This window comes from Rhodococcus sp. IEGM 1302, assembly GCF_030056935.1.
Lineage (GTDB): Bacteria > Actinomycetota > Actinomycetes > Mycobacteriales > Mycobacteriaceae > Rhodococcus_F > Rhodococcus_F qingshengii.
In genome coordinates, this window is sequence record NZ_JASHKY010000017.1 from 1 (window position 1) to 16276 (window position 16276).

15 protein-coding genes are annotated in these 16276 nt (G+C 63.0%); 7 read left to right on the top strand and 8 right to left on the bottom strand.

Going from position 1 to position 16276, the window contains the following annotated elements; all coding sequences use genetic code 11:
- Positions 1 to 100: 100 nt before the first annotated feature.
- Positions 101 to 370, bottom strand: coding sequence for a DUF2631 domain-containing protein (locus QM609_RS20475; protein WP_003942762.1), 270 nt, complete (start codon positions 368 to 370; stop codon positions 101 to 103).
- Positions 371 to 490: 120 nt separating this feature from the next.
- On the opposite strand from QM609_RS20475, the gene dxr reads away from it, so the two are divergent.
- The 5 genes from dxr to QM609_RS20500 all read left to right on the top strand — a co-directional run bounded on the left by dxr (position 491) and on the right by QM609_RS20500 (position 6950).
- Positions 491 to 1648, top strand: coding sequence for a 1-deoxy-D-xylulose-5-phosphate reductoisomerase (gene dxr / locus QM609_RS20480; RefSeq protein WP_030535659.1), 1158 nt, complete (start codon positions 491 to 493; stop codon positions 1646 to 1648).
- Positions 1649 to 1655: 7 nt separating this feature from the next.
- Positions 1656 to 2873 (top strand): M50 family metallopeptidase, encoded by a 1218-nt coding sequence (locus tag QM609_RS20485; RefSeq protein WP_042924418.1) that lies wholly within the window; start codon positions 1656 to 1658, stop codon positions 2871 to 2873.
- Positions 2874 to 2960: 87 nt separating this feature from the next.
- The gene (gene ispG / locus QM609_RS20490) at positions 2961 to 4118 is read left to right on the top strand and encodes a flavodoxin-dependent (E)-4-hydroxy-3-methylbut-2-enyl-diphosphate synthase (RefSeq protein ID WP_007734888.1); all 1158 of its coding nucleotides are present in this window, start codon (positions 2961 to 2963) and stop codon (positions 4116 to 4118) included.
- A gap of 111 nt (positions 4119 to 4229) precedes the next feature.
- Positions 4230 to 5066 carry a GNAT family N-acetyltransferase gene (locus QM609_RS20495; RefSeq protein ID WP_042924416.1) on the top strand — a complete coding sequence of 279 codons (837 nt, stop codon included), beginning with the start codon at positions 4230 to 4232 and terminating at the stop codon, positions 5064 to 5066.
- A gap of 69 nt (positions 5067 to 5135) precedes the next feature.
- The gene (locus QM609_RS20500; protein WP_042450801.1) at positions 5136 to 6950 is read left to right on the top strand and encodes a penicillin-binding transpeptidase domain-containing protein; all 1815 of its coding nucleotides are present in this window, start codon (positions 5136 to 5138) and stop codon (positions 6948 to 6950) included.
- 4 nt (positions 6951 to 6954) lie between these two features.
- On the opposite strand, the gene QM609_RS20505 is transcribed toward QM609_RS20500, so the two are convergent.
- The gene (locus QM609_RS20505; protein WP_042450799.1) at positions 6955 to 7764 is read right to left on the bottom strand and encodes a LuxR C-terminal-related transcriptional regulator; all 810 of its coding nucleotides are present in this window, start codon (positions 7762 to 7764) and stop codon (positions 6955 to 6957) included.
- A gap of 178 nt (positions 7765 to 7942) precedes the next feature.
- Here QM609_RS20505 and QM609_RS20510 point away from each other — a divergent pair, with 178 nt between their 5' ends.
- Positions 7943 to 9565, top strand: coding sequence for an AMP-binding protein (locus QM609_RS20510; protein WP_003942743.1), 1623 nt, complete (start codon positions 7943 to 7945; stop codon positions 9563 to 9565).
- A gap of 56 nt (positions 9566 to 9621) precedes the next feature.
- On the opposite strand, the gene QM609_RS20515 is transcribed toward QM609_RS20510, so the two are convergent.
- Genes QM609_RS20515 through QM609_RS20540 form a run of 6 tightly spaced genes read right to left on the bottom strand, consistent with a single transcriptional unit; the run spans position 9622 to position 15364 of the window.
- Positions 9622 to 10407 carry an ABC transporter permease gene (locus QM609_RS20515; protein WP_003942733.1) on the bottom strand — a complete coding sequence of 262 codons (786 nt, stop codon included), beginning with the start codon at positions 10405 to 10407 and terminating at the stop codon, positions 9622 to 9624.
- Complete coding sequence (locus QM609_RS20520; protein WP_042924412.1) at positions 10382 to 11284, bottom strand: 2-aminoethylphosphonate ABC transporter permease subunit; 903 nt, start codon at positions 11282 to 11284, stop codon at positions 10382 to 10384. Before QM609_RS20520 ends, QM609_RS20515 begins: the two co-directional genes overlap by 26 nt.
- Positions 11281 to 12456: an ABC transporter ATP-binding protein gene (locus tag QM609_RS20525; protein WP_050656493.1), complete on the bottom strand. Its 1176-nt coding sequence runs from the start codon at positions 12454 to 12456 to the stop codon at positions 11281 to 11283. The genes QM609_RS20520 and QM609_RS20525 overlap by 4 nt, the downstream gene beginning before the upstream one ends.
- 2 nt (positions 12457 to 12458) lie before the next feature.
- Positions 12459 to 13508 (bottom strand): 2-aminoethylphosphonate ABC transporter substrate-binding protein, encoded by a 1050-nt coding sequence (locus QM609_RS20530; RefSeq protein ID WP_003942754.1) that lies wholly within the window; start codon positions 13506 to 13508, stop codon positions 12459 to 12461.
- Positions 13509 to 13533: 25 nt separating this feature from the next.
- Positions 13534 to 14211 carry a phosphonatase-like hydrolase gene (locus QM609_RS20535; RefSeq protein WP_050656492.1) on the bottom strand — a complete coding sequence of 226 codons (678 nt, stop codon included), beginning with the start codon at positions 14209 to 14211 and terminating at the stop codon, positions 13534 to 13536.
- 25 nt (positions 14212 to 14236) lie between these two features.
- Entirely contained in the window at positions 14237 to 15364 is a 1128-nt protein-coding gene (locus tag QM609_RS20540) for a TIGR03364 family FAD-dependent oxidoreductase (RefSeq protein ID WP_050656491.1), read from the bottom strand.
- Positions 15365 to 15460: 96 nt separating this feature from the next.
- On the opposite strand from QM609_RS20540, the gene QM609_RS20545 reads away from it, so the two are divergent.
- Entirely contained in the window at positions 15461 to 16204 is a 744-nt protein-coding gene (locus tag QM609_RS20545; RefSeq protein WP_007734901.1) for a GntR family transcriptional regulator, read from the top strand.
- Positions 16205 to 16276: the final 72 nt, after the last annotated feature.

A 16276-nucleotide genomic window follows, 5' to 3' on the forward strand; every position in this document is an offset into this window, starting at 1 on the left:
CCAGCTGGCAGCCGAGAACTGAAACGTTCCAGGCCTGAAACACGTAAAGAGAAGGCCTCCACGAACTTTCGTTCGTGGAGGCCTTCTCTTTGTCAGGTTTCTAGCGCGGGCGGCGACGGATGACGATGTCGCGGACCAGAATGAAGATCATCAATCCGGCGGTGCCGATGAGCCACAGATCCTCGACCTTGCCGTGATGGTTTCCGATCATCATCAGAAGCAGGAATATTGCGAAGAACCATCCGAGGAAACGGAAAAACTTGAGTCCTTCACCACTCCACCCCCATGCGGCAGAGGGAACCTCGGCCTCATCGACGTGCGAGACCACGACGGGGGCGCTGGACTTGACGTCCAACTGGGTATCGGCCACGGTCGATCCTCCTGCTCATTCGGTTGCACTACTGCCCAATATGGTGACATACGACTGCCTGTCGTACGTAGTTGGGCGTCGATAAGGTTGTTCTCAGGTGTTATCAGGAACAATGGGCGAGTGCAGGAAACCACACGTACCCGCGTCCTCCTCCTCGGCAGTACCGGTTCGATCGGTACCCAAGCGCTGGAGGTCATCGCTGCCAACCCCGACCGTTTCGAAGTAGTCGGTCTTGCAGCGGGCGGCAACAACGTCGAGTTGTTGGCCGAACAGATTCGTGCAACCGGCGTCACGGACGTCGCCGTCGCCGATCCTGCAGCGGCATCGGCGCTGGAATCGGTAACCGCCCGTTCGGGACCGAGCGCCGTGACAGAACTGGTTCGGGACAGCGGTGCCGATGTTGTCCTCAATGCGCTCGTCGGTTCGTTGGGACTCGAACCGACACTGGCGGCTTTGAACTCGGGAGCGCGCCTGGCGCTGGCGAACAAGGAATCGCTTGTCGCCGGCGGAGCGCTGGTGACGAAAGCCGCCGCCCCCGGTCAGATCGTGCCGGTCGACTCGGAGCATTCGGCGCTTGCCCAGTGCCTACGTGGTGGAACAGGCGACGAGGTGGCCCGGTTGGTTCTCACCGCTTCGGGTGGGCCGTTCCGTGGCTGGAGCGCCGAGGATCTCGAAAGTGTGAATCCAGCTCAGGCAAAAGCGCACCCCACCTGGTCGATGGGGCCCATGAACACCCTCAATTCGGCAACTCTGGTCAACAAGGGCCTCGAGCTGATCGAGACGAACCTGCTGTTCGGGATCGACTACGACCGCATCGACGTCACCGTGCACCCGCAGTCGATCGTGCATTCCATGGTCACCTTCTTCGACGGGTCGACGCTGGCGCAGGCAAGCCCGCCGGACATGAAGCTCCCGATCGCTCTCGCTCTAGGCTGGCCGGACCGCATCGAAGGTGCTGCGTCGGCATGCGACTTCACCACCGCCTCCACCTGGGAATTCGAGCCGCTCGATTCGTCGGTGTTCCCCGCCGTCGATCTGGCGCGAAGCGCGGGCAAATCCGGCGGTTGCTTCACCGCGATCTACAACGCGGCCAACGAAGTGGCGGCTCAGGCATTCCTCGACGGTGTCCTTTCCTTCCCGGCGATCGTCCGCACGGTGGCCGCTGTTCTCGACGATGCAGGTCAATGGTCCGCGGAACCGGTTACCGTGGACGACGTTCTGGCCGCAGACGGCTGGGCACGCACACGAGCGCGTCAGCTCGTGAAGCAGGAGGGCTAGAGCTTTCATGGTTTTTGCACTGGGCGTAGTGCTGTTTGCCCTCGGCATCGGCGTGTCCATCGCCCTGCACGAAGCCGGTCACATGTGGACGGCCAAGGCTTTGGGAATGAAGGTTCGCCGCTACTACATCGGCTTCGGACCGAAGATCTTCTCGTTCCGTCGAGGTGAGACCGAGTACGGCCTCAAGGCGCTGCCGCTGGGCGGATTCTGCGACATCGCGGGCATGACGGCCCTCGACGAGATGACGCCTGAAGAAGAGCCGCACGCGATGTACAAGAAGGCGGCGTGGAAGCGCGTCGTCGTCATGTCCGGCGGTATCGCGATGAACTTCATTCTCGGGTTCCTCCTGATCTACGCATTGCTCCTCGGTTGGGGTCGAACCAGTACGGAGCCGGCACCGCCTGTTGTCAAGGGCGTGACGTGTGTTGCTCCGACGCAGCTCGGACAGGATCAGGGGTGGAAACTCGCGGATTGCACCGGTACCGGCCCGGCGGAGGCAGCCGGAATTGCTGCCGGCGATCGGATCGTCGCGGTGGACGGTCAACCGACGGACACTTTCGCCAAGGTTTCCGCGGCGATCCGCGACAAGTCCGGGACAGTCACGCTCACAGTCGAGCGCGGCGACGAGACTGTTCAAGTTCCGGTCGACGTATCGCCGGTTGAGCGTTACGTAGCCAAAGACGGCAGCACAACGCCGGAACTGGCAAAGGTAGGCGCTGTCGGAATTGAGGGTGTCAGCAATCTGATCGAGTACAACGCGCTCACTGCTGTTCCGGCGGCCTTCGACTACACCGGCCAGATCATGGTCGACTCGGTGAAGGCATTGGCTGACATTCCGTCGAAGGTGGGGGCACTGTGGGAGTCGATCACGGGCGGCGAACGCGCCCAGGACACACCGATCAGCGTGGTCGGTGCCAGCGTGATCGGTGGCGAGGCCGCAGATCGAGCCGAGTGGCCGATGTTCGTCGGACTGCTCGCATCGATCAACTTCTTCCTCGGTGTTTTCAACATCCTGCCGCTGTTGCCGCTCGACGGCGGTCACATCGCGGTGGTCTTCTACGAGAAGATCCGTGATTGGTTCCGCGCCCGCCGAGGCTTGATTCCCGGCGGCCCGGTCGACTACACGCGACTCCTTCCGATTACTTACGTATTCATCGTGATCGGTGGCGCGTTCATGTTGCTGACACTCACGGCTGACATCGTCAATCCGATCAAGATCTTCTGACCGTGTGAGAAGGGTGACGGTTGCCGCGCGGTAGTGCGGCGATCGCCCGGCTAAACTTGCAGTGAAGCTATGAAAGAAGGCACAGACGTGACCATCCCTATCGGACTGGGAATGCCCTCGGCACCCGCAGCGATTCTTGCTCCTCGACGCAAGACACGGCAGCTGCAGGTCGGCACGGTAGGTGTGGGCAGCGATTTCCCCATCTCGGTGCAGTCCATGTGCACCACGAAGACGCACGACGTCAATGCAACGCTGCAGCAGATCGCGGAACTGACCGCGTCCGGTTGCGACATCGTTCGTGTCGCCTGCCCGCGTCAGGAAGACGCGGACGCGTTGTCGATCATTGCGAAGAAGAGCCAGATCCCGGTTATCGCCGACATCCACTTCCAGCCGCGCTACATCTTCGCGGCAATCGACGCGGGATGCGCTGCGGTGCGCGTCAATCCGGGCAACATCAAGGAATTCGACGGCCGTGTCAAAGAGGTGGCCAAGGCTGCCGGTGACGCAGGCATTCCGATCCGTATCGGTGTCAACGCGGGATCGCTCGATCCTCGGTTGATGGAGAAGTACGGCAAGGCGACGCCCGAAGCGTTGGTCGAGTCCGCGCTGTGGGAGGCCGGGTTGTTCGAAGAGCACGGCTTCGGTGACATCAAGATCTCCGTCAAGCACAACGATCCGGTGATCATGGTCGAGGCTTACCGCCAACTCGCCGCCAAATGCGATTACCCGTTGCACCTCGGCGTCACGGAGGCAGGGCCGGCGTTTCAGGGCACGATCAAGTCCGCGGTCGCCTTCGGTGCGCTGCTCGCGGAGGGTATCGGCGACACGATCCGGGTTTCGCTCTCGGCCCCGCCGGCCGAGGAAATCAAGGTCGGTAACCAGATTCTGCAGTCTCTGAACCTGCGTCCCCGCAAGCTCGAGATCGTCTCTTGCCCCTCGTGTGGCCGTGCACAGGTCGACGTCTACACACTTGCCGACGAGGTCTCCGCCGGCCTCGAAGGCATGGAGATCCCGCTGCGCGTGGCAGTCATGGGTTGCGTCGTGAACGGACCGGGTGAAGCGCGTGAGGCCGACCTCGGTGTGGCGTCCGGCAACGGCAAGGGCCAGATCTTCGTCAAGGGCAAGGTCATCAAGACGGTGCCCGAGGCGCAGATCGTCGAGACGTTGATCGAAGAGGCGATGAAAATTGCCGAAAGCATGGAGGGTGACGCCTCGGAGGGTGCGCCGGTCGTCACCGTGAGTTGAGTGATTGCCGGATGAATCTTCCCCGTCGGTGTCAGGTTCGTGGCAATCTGAGTGCATCATGATCGGGTAGTGATATTCGTGGACGCGCAGTCGAGTCGAGGGGGTTGACGGATGCTCAAACTCCTCGGAGCCAAGCAGGTCGGAAGTCGAGATCTCGAAGACGTCCGACGGGTACTCGACGCCGATCCGGTGGCGGCCTGCATGATTGCCGCGCGCGTCGAAGAATGCGGCGTCGACCCACGAATGATTCACGGCGAGCTGTGGAGTCGAGGCGGGCCGTTGTCCTCACTGTGCTTTGCCGGGGCGAATCTGGTTCCGCTTCGAGGCGATCCGGATGACATTCGGGCATTCGCCGACCGTGCCTGTCGGATTCCGCGCATGTGCTCGTCGGTGGTCGGCCGCGCCGAATTGGCGTTGCCGCTGTGGGAGATGCTCGAGCTCGATTGGGGAACTGCGCGGGAGGTTCGCCCCGAACAGCCGTTGCTCGCGGTTTCCGAGCCGTTGGCATGTTCGTCGGATCCGCTGGTCCGGCAGGTTCGCTCGGACGAACTCGAGATCTATCTGCCTGCCGCGATCGCGATGTTCATCGAAGAGGTCGGAGTCGACCCGCGTGCCAACGACGGTGGGCGCGGATACCGGCACCGTGTCGCTAGCCTGATCGCCGCTGGTCGAGCGTGGGCGCACATCGAGGACGGCCAGGTCGTTTTCAAGGCGGAGGTCGGTTCGATGTCTGCTCGCTGTGGCCAGATCCAGGGTGTGTGGGTCAACCCGGAATTTCGTGGGCAGGGCTTCGGCGTGACCGGTACAGCGGCTGTAGCGGAGTCGATCATGGCGACCGGTCGCATTGCGAGCCTGTACGTCAACAGCTTCAATACGATTGCGCGGTCGACCTATTCGCGGGTGGGGTTCCGACAGGTCGCGACCTTCTCGACGGTGCTGCTCGACTGACCGTACAAGCTGCGTGCAATGGTCGCGCCTACGCTGGGTGGAGCATTTGTCGCCCTACTATGGGGCTCGATGAACACTCGGCATTTCTCTCGTAGTCGCTCGGCCCAACTGTTGGCCTCCTGCACCGTGATTTTCTTGGCGGTGGGGATCAGTTCGTGTACTCCGAAACCCGCCGGCCCCGAGCCCGTCGCGCAGCAGTTCCTGAGTGCGTTCGGTGACAGGGATATCGACGAGGCAGCAAAACTGACGGACCGGCCTGATTCCGCGGGTCCTGTATTGAGTGACACCTGGGATGCGCTCCAGGCCGAGTCGATGACTGCCGAGACCACGTCGGTGAAGATGAACGGTGACACTGCGACGGTCGGCTACACCTACGAGTGGCACCTTCCGAAAGACCGTGTGTGGACGTACGACGGCGAGCTGCAGATGGGACGCAAGGACGGCGACTGGTCCGTCCGGTGGAGTTCGACGGACGTTCACCCGCGCCTCGGTGACAAGCAGACGATGTCGTTGCGGGCAACCGCGGCGCCGCGAGCGCGGGTCAACGAGCATTCGGGCACGGATGTCCTGGTGCCGGGAATTGTCTACCGAGTGAAGTTCGATCGCTCCAAGAGCAACGACATCATCGGTTCCGCAAACAATCTCGCAAGTGTTCTCGGTCGCTTCGATTCTTCGCTGACGGGTCAATCGATCGCCGAATCCTCGACGGCCGTCAAGGGCGACTATCTGGTGACCCGCCTGCGCAGTGACGACTACGACCAGGTATCGGCGCAACTGGGAGCCATTTCGGGAGTATCTGTCTCGGACGAATCGGATCTCGTCTCGACGGACCCGGAGTTCGCGCCCGACCTTCTCGGGCAGATCAAGAAGACGATCATCGACGAGGTCGACGGCAAAGCCGGCTGGAGTGTCGTCACGGTCAACCAGAACGGCGTCGACACCGATGTGCTGACCGAGACTGCGCCGCAACCTGTTCCGTCGTTCAGTATCAGTTTGGATCGCAACATTCAGATCGCTGCTCAGCGTGCCGTGAACGTGAACAAGGATCAGGCGATGATGGTGGTCATCGAACCGTCGAGTGGGGCGATCCTGGCTGTCGCACAGAACAAGGCAGCAGACCGCGACGGACCGGTCGCGACGATGGGTCAGTACCCGCCCGGGTCGACGTTCAAGATCATCACGGCAGGCGCCGCAATTTCGACCGGTCAGGCGACCCCCGACACGATGGTGCCATGCCCGGGCCGGATCGAGATCGGTGAGCGCAGCGTCCCCAACTACAACGAGTTCTCACTCGGCACGGTGCCGATGGCAACGGCCTTCGCGCGTTCGTGCAACACGTCCTTCGCCAAGCTGGCCAGCGAGATGCAACCAGACACGTTGACCACTGCCGCAGCGCAGTTCGGCATCGGCCAGGACTACAACGTGGTGGGATTGCCGATCGATTCCGGTTCGGTGCCGCCGGCGTCGGATCTGGTGCAGCGGACCGAAGACGGGTTCGGTCAGGGAAAGGTCGTGGTCAGTCCGTTCGGAATGGCGATGGCAGCGGCGACGGTCGCGAACGGTTCGACTCCGGTGCCGCAACTGATTTCAGGGCGCGAAACCACCATCGACGGTGAGCGCCCGGCGATCTCGCCCGCCATGGTCGACGGCCTGCGCGGCATGATGCGACTCGTGGTCACCAGCGGTACTGCAGAACGCGTCGAAGATCAGGGTGAGGTGTACGGCAAGACCGGTGAAGCCGAGGTCGAAGGGGGATCGCACGCGTGGTTCGTCGGCTATCGCGGGAACCTGGCCTTCGCGACTCTGGTTGTGCGGGGCGGAAGTTCGGACAACGCCGTCGCAGTCACCCGTGACATGCTCACCGCCCTGCCTGAAGGCTACTGACCCGTCAGGGGAGCAGTCCCAACCGCCGGGCGGTCACCACGGCTTCGTGGCGTGAGCTCGCGTCCAGCTTTCCCATCGCGCTTCGCAGATAGCTCTTGACTGTTTCCGGGCGAAGGGAAAGCCGTTGGCCGGCTTCGATGTTGGTGCAGCCGAGTGCGACCTGAGAGAGAACATCCACTTCACGCGGGGTGAGCGTGACGTCGGATTCGGCGTCGGCGGTGGGACGGAGCAGGTTGGCCAAACGCTGGGAGAGTCCGCGGAGTTTGGTCTGCAAGTCGGTGTCGGTGACGGTCTGGGCGACACTGCGTAGTTCGGCGTGGACTCCGCGGATCTCTTCCGAAGACATACCGTCGGCGGTAGTCGCGGCGGCGGCCTGCAGTAGTTGCAGGCGACGATCGACTTCGTCGCGGATGGCGAACTCCATCCCGAGACGCCGGGATGCGCCGACCATGACGTCTGCTGTTCGGTCACCCAACGGAGCGGAATCGCGGATCGCGGCGTAGAGCACAGCGCGCGATTTTCCCGAAACCATGACCGGAACGGCGATGATCGAATGCAGGCCCTCGCTGAGAACAGGACGGTCGAAGTGATGAGTGATGGACTGCGAATTGCCGTAATCGTTGACGGTGATCGGTGAACCCTGGGCTACGACGCGTCCGCCCATGCCCGAGCGCGGCGGGATGGCCAAGCCCTTGAGGTTGTTGGTGCGGGTGCCGACGAATTCGCTCAGGTGCAGGGTTCCGTCCTGGACCTCGCCTCCGAACAGCACGGGAACAACGCCCTGAGCTGCGATTGTGCGGAGTTCACCTCGCATTGCGTCCCCGTCGCGGGGGCGCAGAAGTGACGAAGCATGTCGGTTCACGCAGGTACCCCTTTCTGGGGGTAGTGAAGTTCTCTTGTGAGCTAGATCATAGGGGGTGAACAGTACGTATGACGAGCCGCCAACGTAACCGGTCGGGCCAACCATACGACGATCGATAAGGAGCAAGTTGATGAGCACCGATCCCACCGCACGGGTGCGCGAGCTGCTGGACCAGTACGACACCCCGCATGCCAGCGCCGCAGAATTGCTCTGCGATCGGCATCCCGCGGATGGCGTTGCATTCACCGTCGTCGAGGCAGACCTTAGCTCGGTGGACCTCACTTACGGTCATCTACGTGAGCAGTCGGCGCGTTTCGCGGCAGCTCTGGCCGACCTCGGAGTCGAGCCGGGTGACAACGTCGCGACCTTGATGGGTAAGTCTGCGGACCTGGTGGTCGCGCTCCTCGGAATCTGGCGCCGCGGAGCAGTCCACGTGCCCTTGTTCACGGCGTTCGCTTCGCCGGCCATCGCTTTCCGCTTGACGGCCAGCGGCGCGAAGGTGGTCATTTCCGACGCCAATCAGCTCGAGAAGCTCGCGCCGGGAGAGGACATCCCCGCCGACGCAGCATGGCAGGTCATCGTCGCGGGCGGCGCGGCCGGTGACGAGTTGGACTTCGACGCACTTGTCGCAGCTCAGGATGCCGAAGATCCGAAGGGCGCTGCTCAGGCAGTCGGCGGCAACGCACCGATGGTGCAGTTGTTCACCAGTGGCACCACGGGAACACCCAAGGGCGTGCCGGTTCCGGTGCGCGCGCTCGCCTCGTTCCACGCATACCAGGAGTTCGGCCTCGACGTCCGAGAGGACGACGTGTTCTGGAACGCCGCAGACCCGGGCTGGGCGTACGGGCTGTACTACGCGTTGCTCGGCCCGCTTGCCGCCGGCACGCGAAGCCTTCTGCTGCACGCCGGATTCTCCGCGCCGCTGACGTGGCAGATCATCGAGAAGTTCGGTGTCACCAATTTTGCCGCCGCTCCGACCGTCTACCGCAGTCTGCGTGCCGACAAGGCTCCCGTTCCGGAAGGCATCTCGCTGCGCCGCGCTTCCTCGGCCGGTGAGCCCTTGACTCCGGATGTTGTTGCGTGGTCGAAGAACTCGTTGGGCGTCGAGGTCCGTGATCACTACGGCCAGACCGAGCACGGCATGTTCATCGTCAACGCCTGGGCCGACGGACTTCGCGACGATGTCCGTCCCGGATCCATGGGCCGTCCGTTGCCGGGTTGGTCTGCCGCTGTGCTGGAAGACAATTCGGATGACATTGCACCGGCCCGCACTCAGGGCCGCGTGGCGATCGATACTCACAACAGCCCGTTGATGTGGTTCACCGGGTACGTCGATGCGCCGGAGAAGACGAAGCAGCGATTCAGCGAAGACGGCCGCTGGTACATCACCGGTGATGCGGGAATGACGGACGAGGACGGATTCTTCTTCTTCTCCTCGCGCGACGACGACGTCATCATCATGGCGGGCTACCGCATCGGTCCCTTCGACGTCGAGAGCGTGCTGGTCATGCACGAGCACGTCATCGAGGCCGCCGTGGTGGGCATGCCCGACGAGTTGCGTGGTGAGGTTCTCGAGGCGTTCGTCGTTCTTCGCGAAGGTGTCGACGGTGACGACGAACTCGAGAAGGAACTGCAAACCCTGGTGAAGAAGAAGTTTGCAGCGCACGCATACCCGCGCACAGTGCACTTTGTTCCGAACCTGCCCAAGACCCCGAGTGGCAAGGTTCAGCGGTACATCCTGAGGAAGGGATAAGCCCCTGCTGTGCGCCTTTATTAACCCCCGGCGGTTAATAAAGGCGCACAGCAAGGTCAGCGCCGACGAATTCTGCCGACCACCATGAGGGCGACCAGGGTGACTGCAAGCAGCAGTGTCGTATTTGCTGCGGCAAGAAATACCTGGCCACGGTCGGTGAGTCCGAAGATGCTGACCGGCAAGGTCTTCCATGTCGCCGGGTAGACCATGACCGTTGCGCCCAGCTCACCCATCGACAGTGCGATGGAAAGCCCGGCGGCCGCACCCAACGCTGGGAGCAGCAGCGGTAGCGTTACCCGTGTCAGCACCCGCACCGGGCCGGCGCCGAGTGATTCGGCAGCTTGACGGTAGGCGGGATCGAGCCGTTCGAGCGCGGCCGATACGGAACTGAAGGCAAAGGCAAGCACCAAAACCGTGTGAGCGAGAATCACGATCCACTTGGTGCCGCCGAGCAGTAGCGGGCGCTCGTTGAAAGTGATGAGCAGACCCAAGCCGATCGCGACCGACGGAACCGCAATCGGTAAATGGAATACGGCATCGGTGATGCGCCGCAGCCACATCGGTGCCTCACGCGAGGCCAGCGCGGCCCACGTTCCGACGATCAATGCCAATGCCCCCGCGATGAATGCAGTCTGCAAACTGACGATCAGGCTGGCGAAGTTCTCGTCGGACAGCGCCGTGGAGAAGTTCTTGCCGCCGAGATTCGACGGGAGTGGACCGGTCCACGATCCGGCCAAGGCAGCCGCGACGACGGTGGCGATGGGCGCGACGAAAACCACCGCGACGACCAGGGTGAAGAATCCGAGTACGAGGGCCCTAGAGCTTCGTGTCCACAGCAGCACGGCTGCCTCCCATCAATCTGTTGAAGGTGAATCGGTAGAGGCAGTACAGGCCGAGTGAGAGTGCGACCTGGACCGTCGCGATCACTGCCGCGCCGGGCAAGTCGAAGGTGACAATGCCGCGGGTGTAGATGAGGACCGGAAGAGTTACGACGTCTTTAGCCCCGGTGAAGAGCACGATGCCGAATTCATTCAGCGTCATCAGAAGTACGAGCGATCCACCGGCCAGGAGGGCCGGCCACGCTTCCGGCATCACCACCTGCCGCAGAACTCGGACGGGTGACGCACCGAGACTGGCTGCCACGTCGAGTTGTTCACGCGGAATCTGGGTGAACGCTGCCAATAGCGGACGCACGACAAAGGGTGTGAAGAAAGTGATTTCGGCCGCGATCACACCGAACGGAGTGTTGAGGAAATTCAGTGGGCCGCTCGCATCGCCGGTGATGCGGACGATCAAGGCGTTGACGGCGCCGGCTGTCCCGTACAGGAACGTGAACGCCAGCGTGATCAGGAAAGACGGCAGGGCGAGCACCGTGTCGATCAATCGCCCCACCACCTTGGATCCGGCGAACGGAACGAAGGCCAGCACCAAGGCGAGGAAGGTTCCCAGGATCAGGCAACCCAGGGTCGACGCCACGGCGATTTGGATGGTCCGCCAGAGCGCGGTTCTGAACAGTTCCGAACCGAGCACCGAAGACCACGTGGACAACCCGGTGCCATCTGCGGTGCTCAGAGATTCCGTGAGGACACGTGCGGTGGGATAGACAGCAAACACGAGGACAAGAAGCAGTGGTGGCAGCGTCCAGCCGATCCGGCGCCACGGGATCGGGTCTTTGTGCTGGGGCGCAGCGGTTTCGGGGCGTTCCAGGGTTGTCGTCATGGGTGGCGATCCGCCGGAACCAGGACACTGCCGTCCGTGGGCAGGACGACGCCCACTTCGGTGTCGACCGGTCGTTCGTCGTGCCCTGGAACATCCGCGTCGACGCGGACATCGTCGAGGCCACATACAGCCAGCGTCAGACGCGTCGTGGAACCGCGCCAGACGCTCGAGACGATGCGCGCCGGGAATGATCCTCGTGTGCCGACGCCGCTTACGCCTACCGCATGTGGACGAACACACAGGTAGGCGTCCATGTCGGACTCCCATTCGATGTGCCCGATCTCGGGCTGCGGGGCGTGAGCAGTGAACGGCGTGCCACCGATCGAGACCAGCGCGGAGGTGCCGATGACGCGTGTGACGGTGCAGGGCAGCAGGTTGGCACCCCCGAGGAACGCCGCGGTGAAGCTGGACGGCGGACGTTTCCACAAGGCCTCAGCGGTGTCGATGTCCGCGAGTCTGGCGTTGCGCATCACTGCGATTCGGTCTGCGAGCGCCAGGGCTTCACTCTGATCGTGCGTCACATAGAGCATGGCTGTGTCAGGTAGTGCTGCGCGCAGTCTCGCCAGTTCGCCGAGCATGCTCTCGCGAAGTTGAGCATCCAGGGCGGCTAACGGTTCGTCGAGGAGGAGTACTCCAGGGCGAATTGCCAACGCTCGGGCAATGGCGATTCGCTGCTGTTGACCGCCGGAAAGTTCACGGGGAAGCCGCTTTCCGTACGCCGACATCCCGACCATGTCCAGGACTTCGGCCACGCGAGGGCCGATCTCCGACCGCGGCACGCGATGGGCTCGGAGTCCGAAGGCTACGTTTTCGGATACACGCATGTGCGGGAAGAGAGCGTACGACTGGACGACGACGCCGATACCGCGTTGTGCGGGAGGCAGATTGGTGATGTCTCGGGTGCCGAGCTTGACGGAACCGGACGTGGGGCGGACAAATCCCGCGAGGGCCTTCAGGGCGGTCGACTTGCCGGATCCACTGGGCCCCAGCAGTGCCACAGTTTCACCGGGTGCCACTCGCAGATTGAAATCGACGAGTGCATGGGTTGCGGTCTTCCCGCGGCCGTAGGCGACGTTGACGCGATCGAAGGTGATGGCCGGAGCAGAATGTTCGATCGCTTTGTGAACACCGACGGTCTCGGGGAGCGTCCGCCCTAGTCTGGTTCTTGCCATGATCAGCTCCCGGTGGCTTTCTGGTATGCGGCGATGTCGGCGTCGAGCGAGCTGAGGACGTCGTTCCAGTTCGGGGTCCACACGTTGACGCCCTGCAGAACTCCGGAAGGCGTGTTCTTGTCGGTGGATTCACCGGCAGCGCTTCGGACGTCCTCGCGGACCGATACGCCGAGTGCATCGGTGGCGACGGTCTTCTGGGATTCTTCGGAGAGCAGGAACTCCATCAACTTCTTGGCTTGTTCGCTGCTCGGTGCGCTCTTGGCGAGGCCCATCACGTAGGGCAGTGCAATGGTGGTGCGAGTGCCGTCGGCTCCAGCGGGGAAGAAGATGTCGAACTTCGATCCGTCGTCGGCGATGGAGGCGAGGTTCATCTGGACGTCACCGTTGGCGACCAGCAGCTCTCCGTTACTGACCTTGGGCTGGAGCTTTCCGGTGGAAGACGAGGGTCCGACGTTGTTGGCCTGGAGCTTTCCGAGGTAGTCGAGTGCTCCTTCCTTACCCATCAGGTGCTGGAGCAGCAAGAGCACCGCGGTGCCGTCGCCGGCCTGGCCGGGCGTGGAGTACTGCAACTTGCCCTTGAACTGGTCAGTGAGCAGATCGTCCCAAGATTGTGGGGCGGGTGATGCAGTCGGATTGGCGATGAACGAGAGGTAATTCTCGACGACGGGCACGTACTTGCCGGCGTCGTCCTTCTCGTCGGCAGGAACGGCGGAGGTGTCGATTCCGCTGGGCTCGAGCAGACCTTGGGCGTCGGCCTTCTGGATGAACGGGGGCAGCGTGATGATCACGTCTGCCTGTGGGTTGGACTGCTCCTTTTCGACGCGGGAGACGACCTCGCCGGATCCGGCTTCCACGAGGTTGACGGCGATACCGGTCTGCGCGGTGAAGGCGTCGAATCTTCCCTTGTACCAACCAGACAGGCCGTCGGCGCTGTATACGGTGACGGTCTCGGTGTCTGATCCGGCAGCAGTGCCGGTGCCACCGCAGGCAGTGGTGAACGAAAGGACGGACACGGCGAGAGCGGCCGCAGCGATGCTCGGGCGTAGACGCATGACGATTCCTTTTTCGGAGGTGAGATCAGGAGTGGGTGAGGAGTTCGGCGAACTCCGTCACGGACGGGACGATGTGGGTGGCTCCGGCGTCGCGAAGCTGTTGCTCGTCGTGTGCGCCGGTCAGAGTTCCGGCGACGATGGATGCGCCGGAACGAATGCCGCTGAGCACGTCGTTGGACGTGTCGCCGAGTACGGCGATCTGGTGGACGTCGTCGATCGAAAGTTTGAGCAGGGCAGTCAGAATCAGGTCCGGGTACGGTCGACCGCGACCGGCTTCGGCGGGGGAGAGGGTGAGATCGGCGAGGGTTTCCCAGCCGAGCGCGACGAGGAGTTTGTCCTGCGTCGATCGGCTGAACCCGGTGGTCAAGGCAACTTTGATGCCGGCCTCGCGCAAAGTGGTGATGGCTTTCTCGGCGCGGGGGATCGGCTCGGCCAGGCCCTGGTCGATGAGGGAGTCGTACGTGGTTTCGAAGGCGGCGTTCGCGGCCTGGGCGCGGTCTTCGTCACCGAAAATCGCCCGGAACACGACGATCTTCGACTGGCCCATCGTGTCGAGGACGTACTGGCGAGCGGCGTCGGCTTCCGGGCCTTCGGCGGGCAGTCCGCCGGCTTCAGCGGCGGCAGCGAAGGCGCGAAGAACCAGTCCGTCGTCGGCGACGGTGGTGCCGGCCATGTCGAGAACGGCGAGGGTGATCGGAGACATGAGAAGTCTTTCTTGTCGGAGAGATTCAGAGACCGAGCTGGTCGGCGGTTTGTTCCGCCAGTGCCGGGCCGAGCGTCATACCGCGGCCACCGGGGCCGGCAACCACCCAGACGTTGTCGGCGGCTTGTGCGCGGTGAACAAGTTGTGAGGGGTCGATGCACTGGCTGTAGACGCCCGCCCAACGCTTGACGATTGGCGGAAGATCGCGTCCCAGAAGTGTTTCCACGACTCCGGACAGATGGCGATAGGGCGCCTCGTCGACGTCGAAGTCGAAGGGCTCCTCGTATTCGTGGGTGTCGCCGATGGTCAGACCGCCGTGCAAGCGCTGCACGCACAGGAGTTGCATGCGGTGCTCCTCGGCAGTCGGTTCCTGCGGCTGTACTGTACGGAGGTGATCGAGGGCAGATCCGGCGAAACCCGGGTAGTAGCGGAAGCTGTCACCGTCAGCGATTGCGGTGGTGAGCTTTTCGCCGAGTGGGGCTGTCTGCATCATCTGCAGGCGCACACGGCGCAACGGGAGATCGCCGGCGAGATCGCGAGCCAATCCGCCGAGTGTTGCTCCGGGGCAGACGATCACGAGATCGGCGTCGAAGCTGCGACCGTGGTCGTCGCGGATGTGTGCGCCGGAGGTGGTCGTCGTGATCTCGCGGGCTTCCGTTCCGGCGTGGAAGGTGTAACGGCCGGTGGATTCGAGGTAAGAACGGATGGCGGGGAGCGCTTGCCGTGACTCGACAGCGGCGTCCAGCGTGCAGTGCAGTCCGCCGAGAAACTTGCCCCGGAGCGCGGGGTTGACGACGCGAACGGCGTCGGGATCCAGAAGCGCGAACCCTCGGTTGTCGGCGTCCGGCCGAGAGAACGCTTCCTGCGCGACCGCGACCTCCTCCTCGGTGCGCATGAGGGTGATGGAGCCGGCTGGGCGGTATCCGACGCCGGGGACACGGGCGGCAAGGTCTGCCCACAGTTCGCGCGAGCGCAGCGCAGCTTCGAGTTCGTGCGGGGCTCGCCCGGATACCCAGACGAGGCCGAAGTTCCGTACCGTGGCACCGCGGGCTTCGGGCTCACGTTCGAGATGGATGACGTCGTGTCCCCGACGGATTGCCTCGTCGGCGTGCGCCGTTCCGAGGATCCCTCCGCCCACAATCAAAATTCGCATGTAGAGATAGTGACGTTTGGTCTAGACCAATAGGGGGAATCGAGACGAACTCCAGGTTAACAATTGGTATAGACCGAATTCTTGTACGCTTGCGCCATGAATCAGCAGACGTCCACCGGGCCGGGGACCTCGAGCGTCGTGATCGAACCGGAGTTGAAGTACTACCGGGTGCGCACCGAGATCGAGACCATTCTCAGTGGGCTCGAGGAGGGCGACGCAGTCCCGTCCGAGCGGGAATTGGCGGCGCGGTTCACAGTCGCTCGCGAGACGGTCCGTCAAGCGCTTCGTGATCTTCTTGTCGAAGGGCGAATCGAGCGGCGGGGGCGGGGCACTGTCGTCGCGAGTCCGAAGTTGGTTCAGCCGCTATCGATTCGTTCCTATACCGAAGGTGCTCTGAGCGCTGGGCGAGTACCCAGTCGTAAGGTTGTGACCTTCGAACGAATGTCGGCCGACGACGGTCTCGCCACGGAATTGGGTATCGAACCAGGTGACAGCGTCGTTCATCTCGAGCGTGTTCTCTTCGCCGACGGAGAGAAGATCGGACTCGAATCAACGTTCCTGCCGGACAGCAGGTTCGGTGAGATGCTCGACGCTTTCGATGCGACGACGTCGCTGTACGCGGCTATCCGTTCCATCGGCGTGGTCTTTGCCTCCGCAACCGAACGGATCGAGACGGTGCTCGCTTCACCGCGGGAGGCAACCCTCGTCGAGTCCACCACCTCGATGCCGATGCTTCTATTGCACCGGACGTCTGTCGACCCGGACGGTGTGCCGATCGAGCGCGTTCGTTCGCTCTACCGCGGCGACCGTATTGCCTTCTTGACGACTCTTCGCGAGTAGGAGGGGCGTCGAGGGGTCTGCTGTTACCGGGAACGATAGGCACTCCCAGGCCCGTGGAATCTGTTCTGTACT

Excerpts from the sequence above, each read along its gene's own strand:
- QM609_RS20545 (WP_007734901.1), top strand. The coding sequence starts at position 15,461 with ATGAATCAGCAGACGTCCACCGGGCCGGGGACCTCGAGCGTCGTGATC.
- QM609_RS20535 (WP_050656492.1), bottom strand. The coding sequence starts at position 14,211 with ATGTCTCCGATCACCCTCGCCGTTCTCGACATGGCCGGCACCACCGTC.
- QM609_RS20505 (WP_042450799.1), bottom strand. The coding sequence starts at position 7,764 with ATGCGAGGTGAACTCCGCACAATCGCAGCTCAGGGCGTTGTTCCCGTG.
- QM609_RS20540 (WP_050656491.1), bottom strand. The coding sequence starts at position 15,364 with ATGCGAATTTTGATTGTGGGCGGAGGGATCCTCGGAACGGCGCACGCC.
- QM609_RS20500 (WP_042450801.1), top strand. The coding sequence starts at position 5,136 with ATGAACACTCGGCATTTCTCTCGTAGTCGCTCGGCCCAACTGTTGGCC.
- QM609_RS20485 (WP_042924418.1), top strand. The coding sequence starts at position 1,656 with ATGGTTTTTGCACTGGGCGTAGTGCTGTTTGCCCTCGGCATCGGCGTG.
- QM609_RS20520 (WP_042924412.1), bottom strand. The coding sequence starts at position 11,284 with ATGACGACAACCCTGGAACGCCCCGAAACCGCTGCGCCCCAGCACAAA.
- QM609_RS20530 (WP_003942754.1), bottom strand. The coding sequence starts at position 13,508 with ATGCGTCTACGCCCGAGCATCGCTGCGGCCGCTCTCGCCGTGTCCGTC.
- QM609_RS20525 (WP_050656493.1), bottom strand. The coding sequence starts at position 12,456 with ATGGCAAGAACCAGACTAGGGCGGACGCTCCCCGAGACCGTCGGTGTT.
- QM609_RS20495 (WP_042924416.1), top strand. The coding sequence starts at position 4,230 with ATGCTCAAACTCCTCGGAGCCAAGCAGGTCGGAAGTCGAGATCTCGAA.
- QM609_RS20510 (WP_003942743.1), top strand. The coding sequence starts at position 7,943 with ATGAGCACCGATCCCACCGCACGGGTGCGCGAGCTGCTGGACCAGTAC.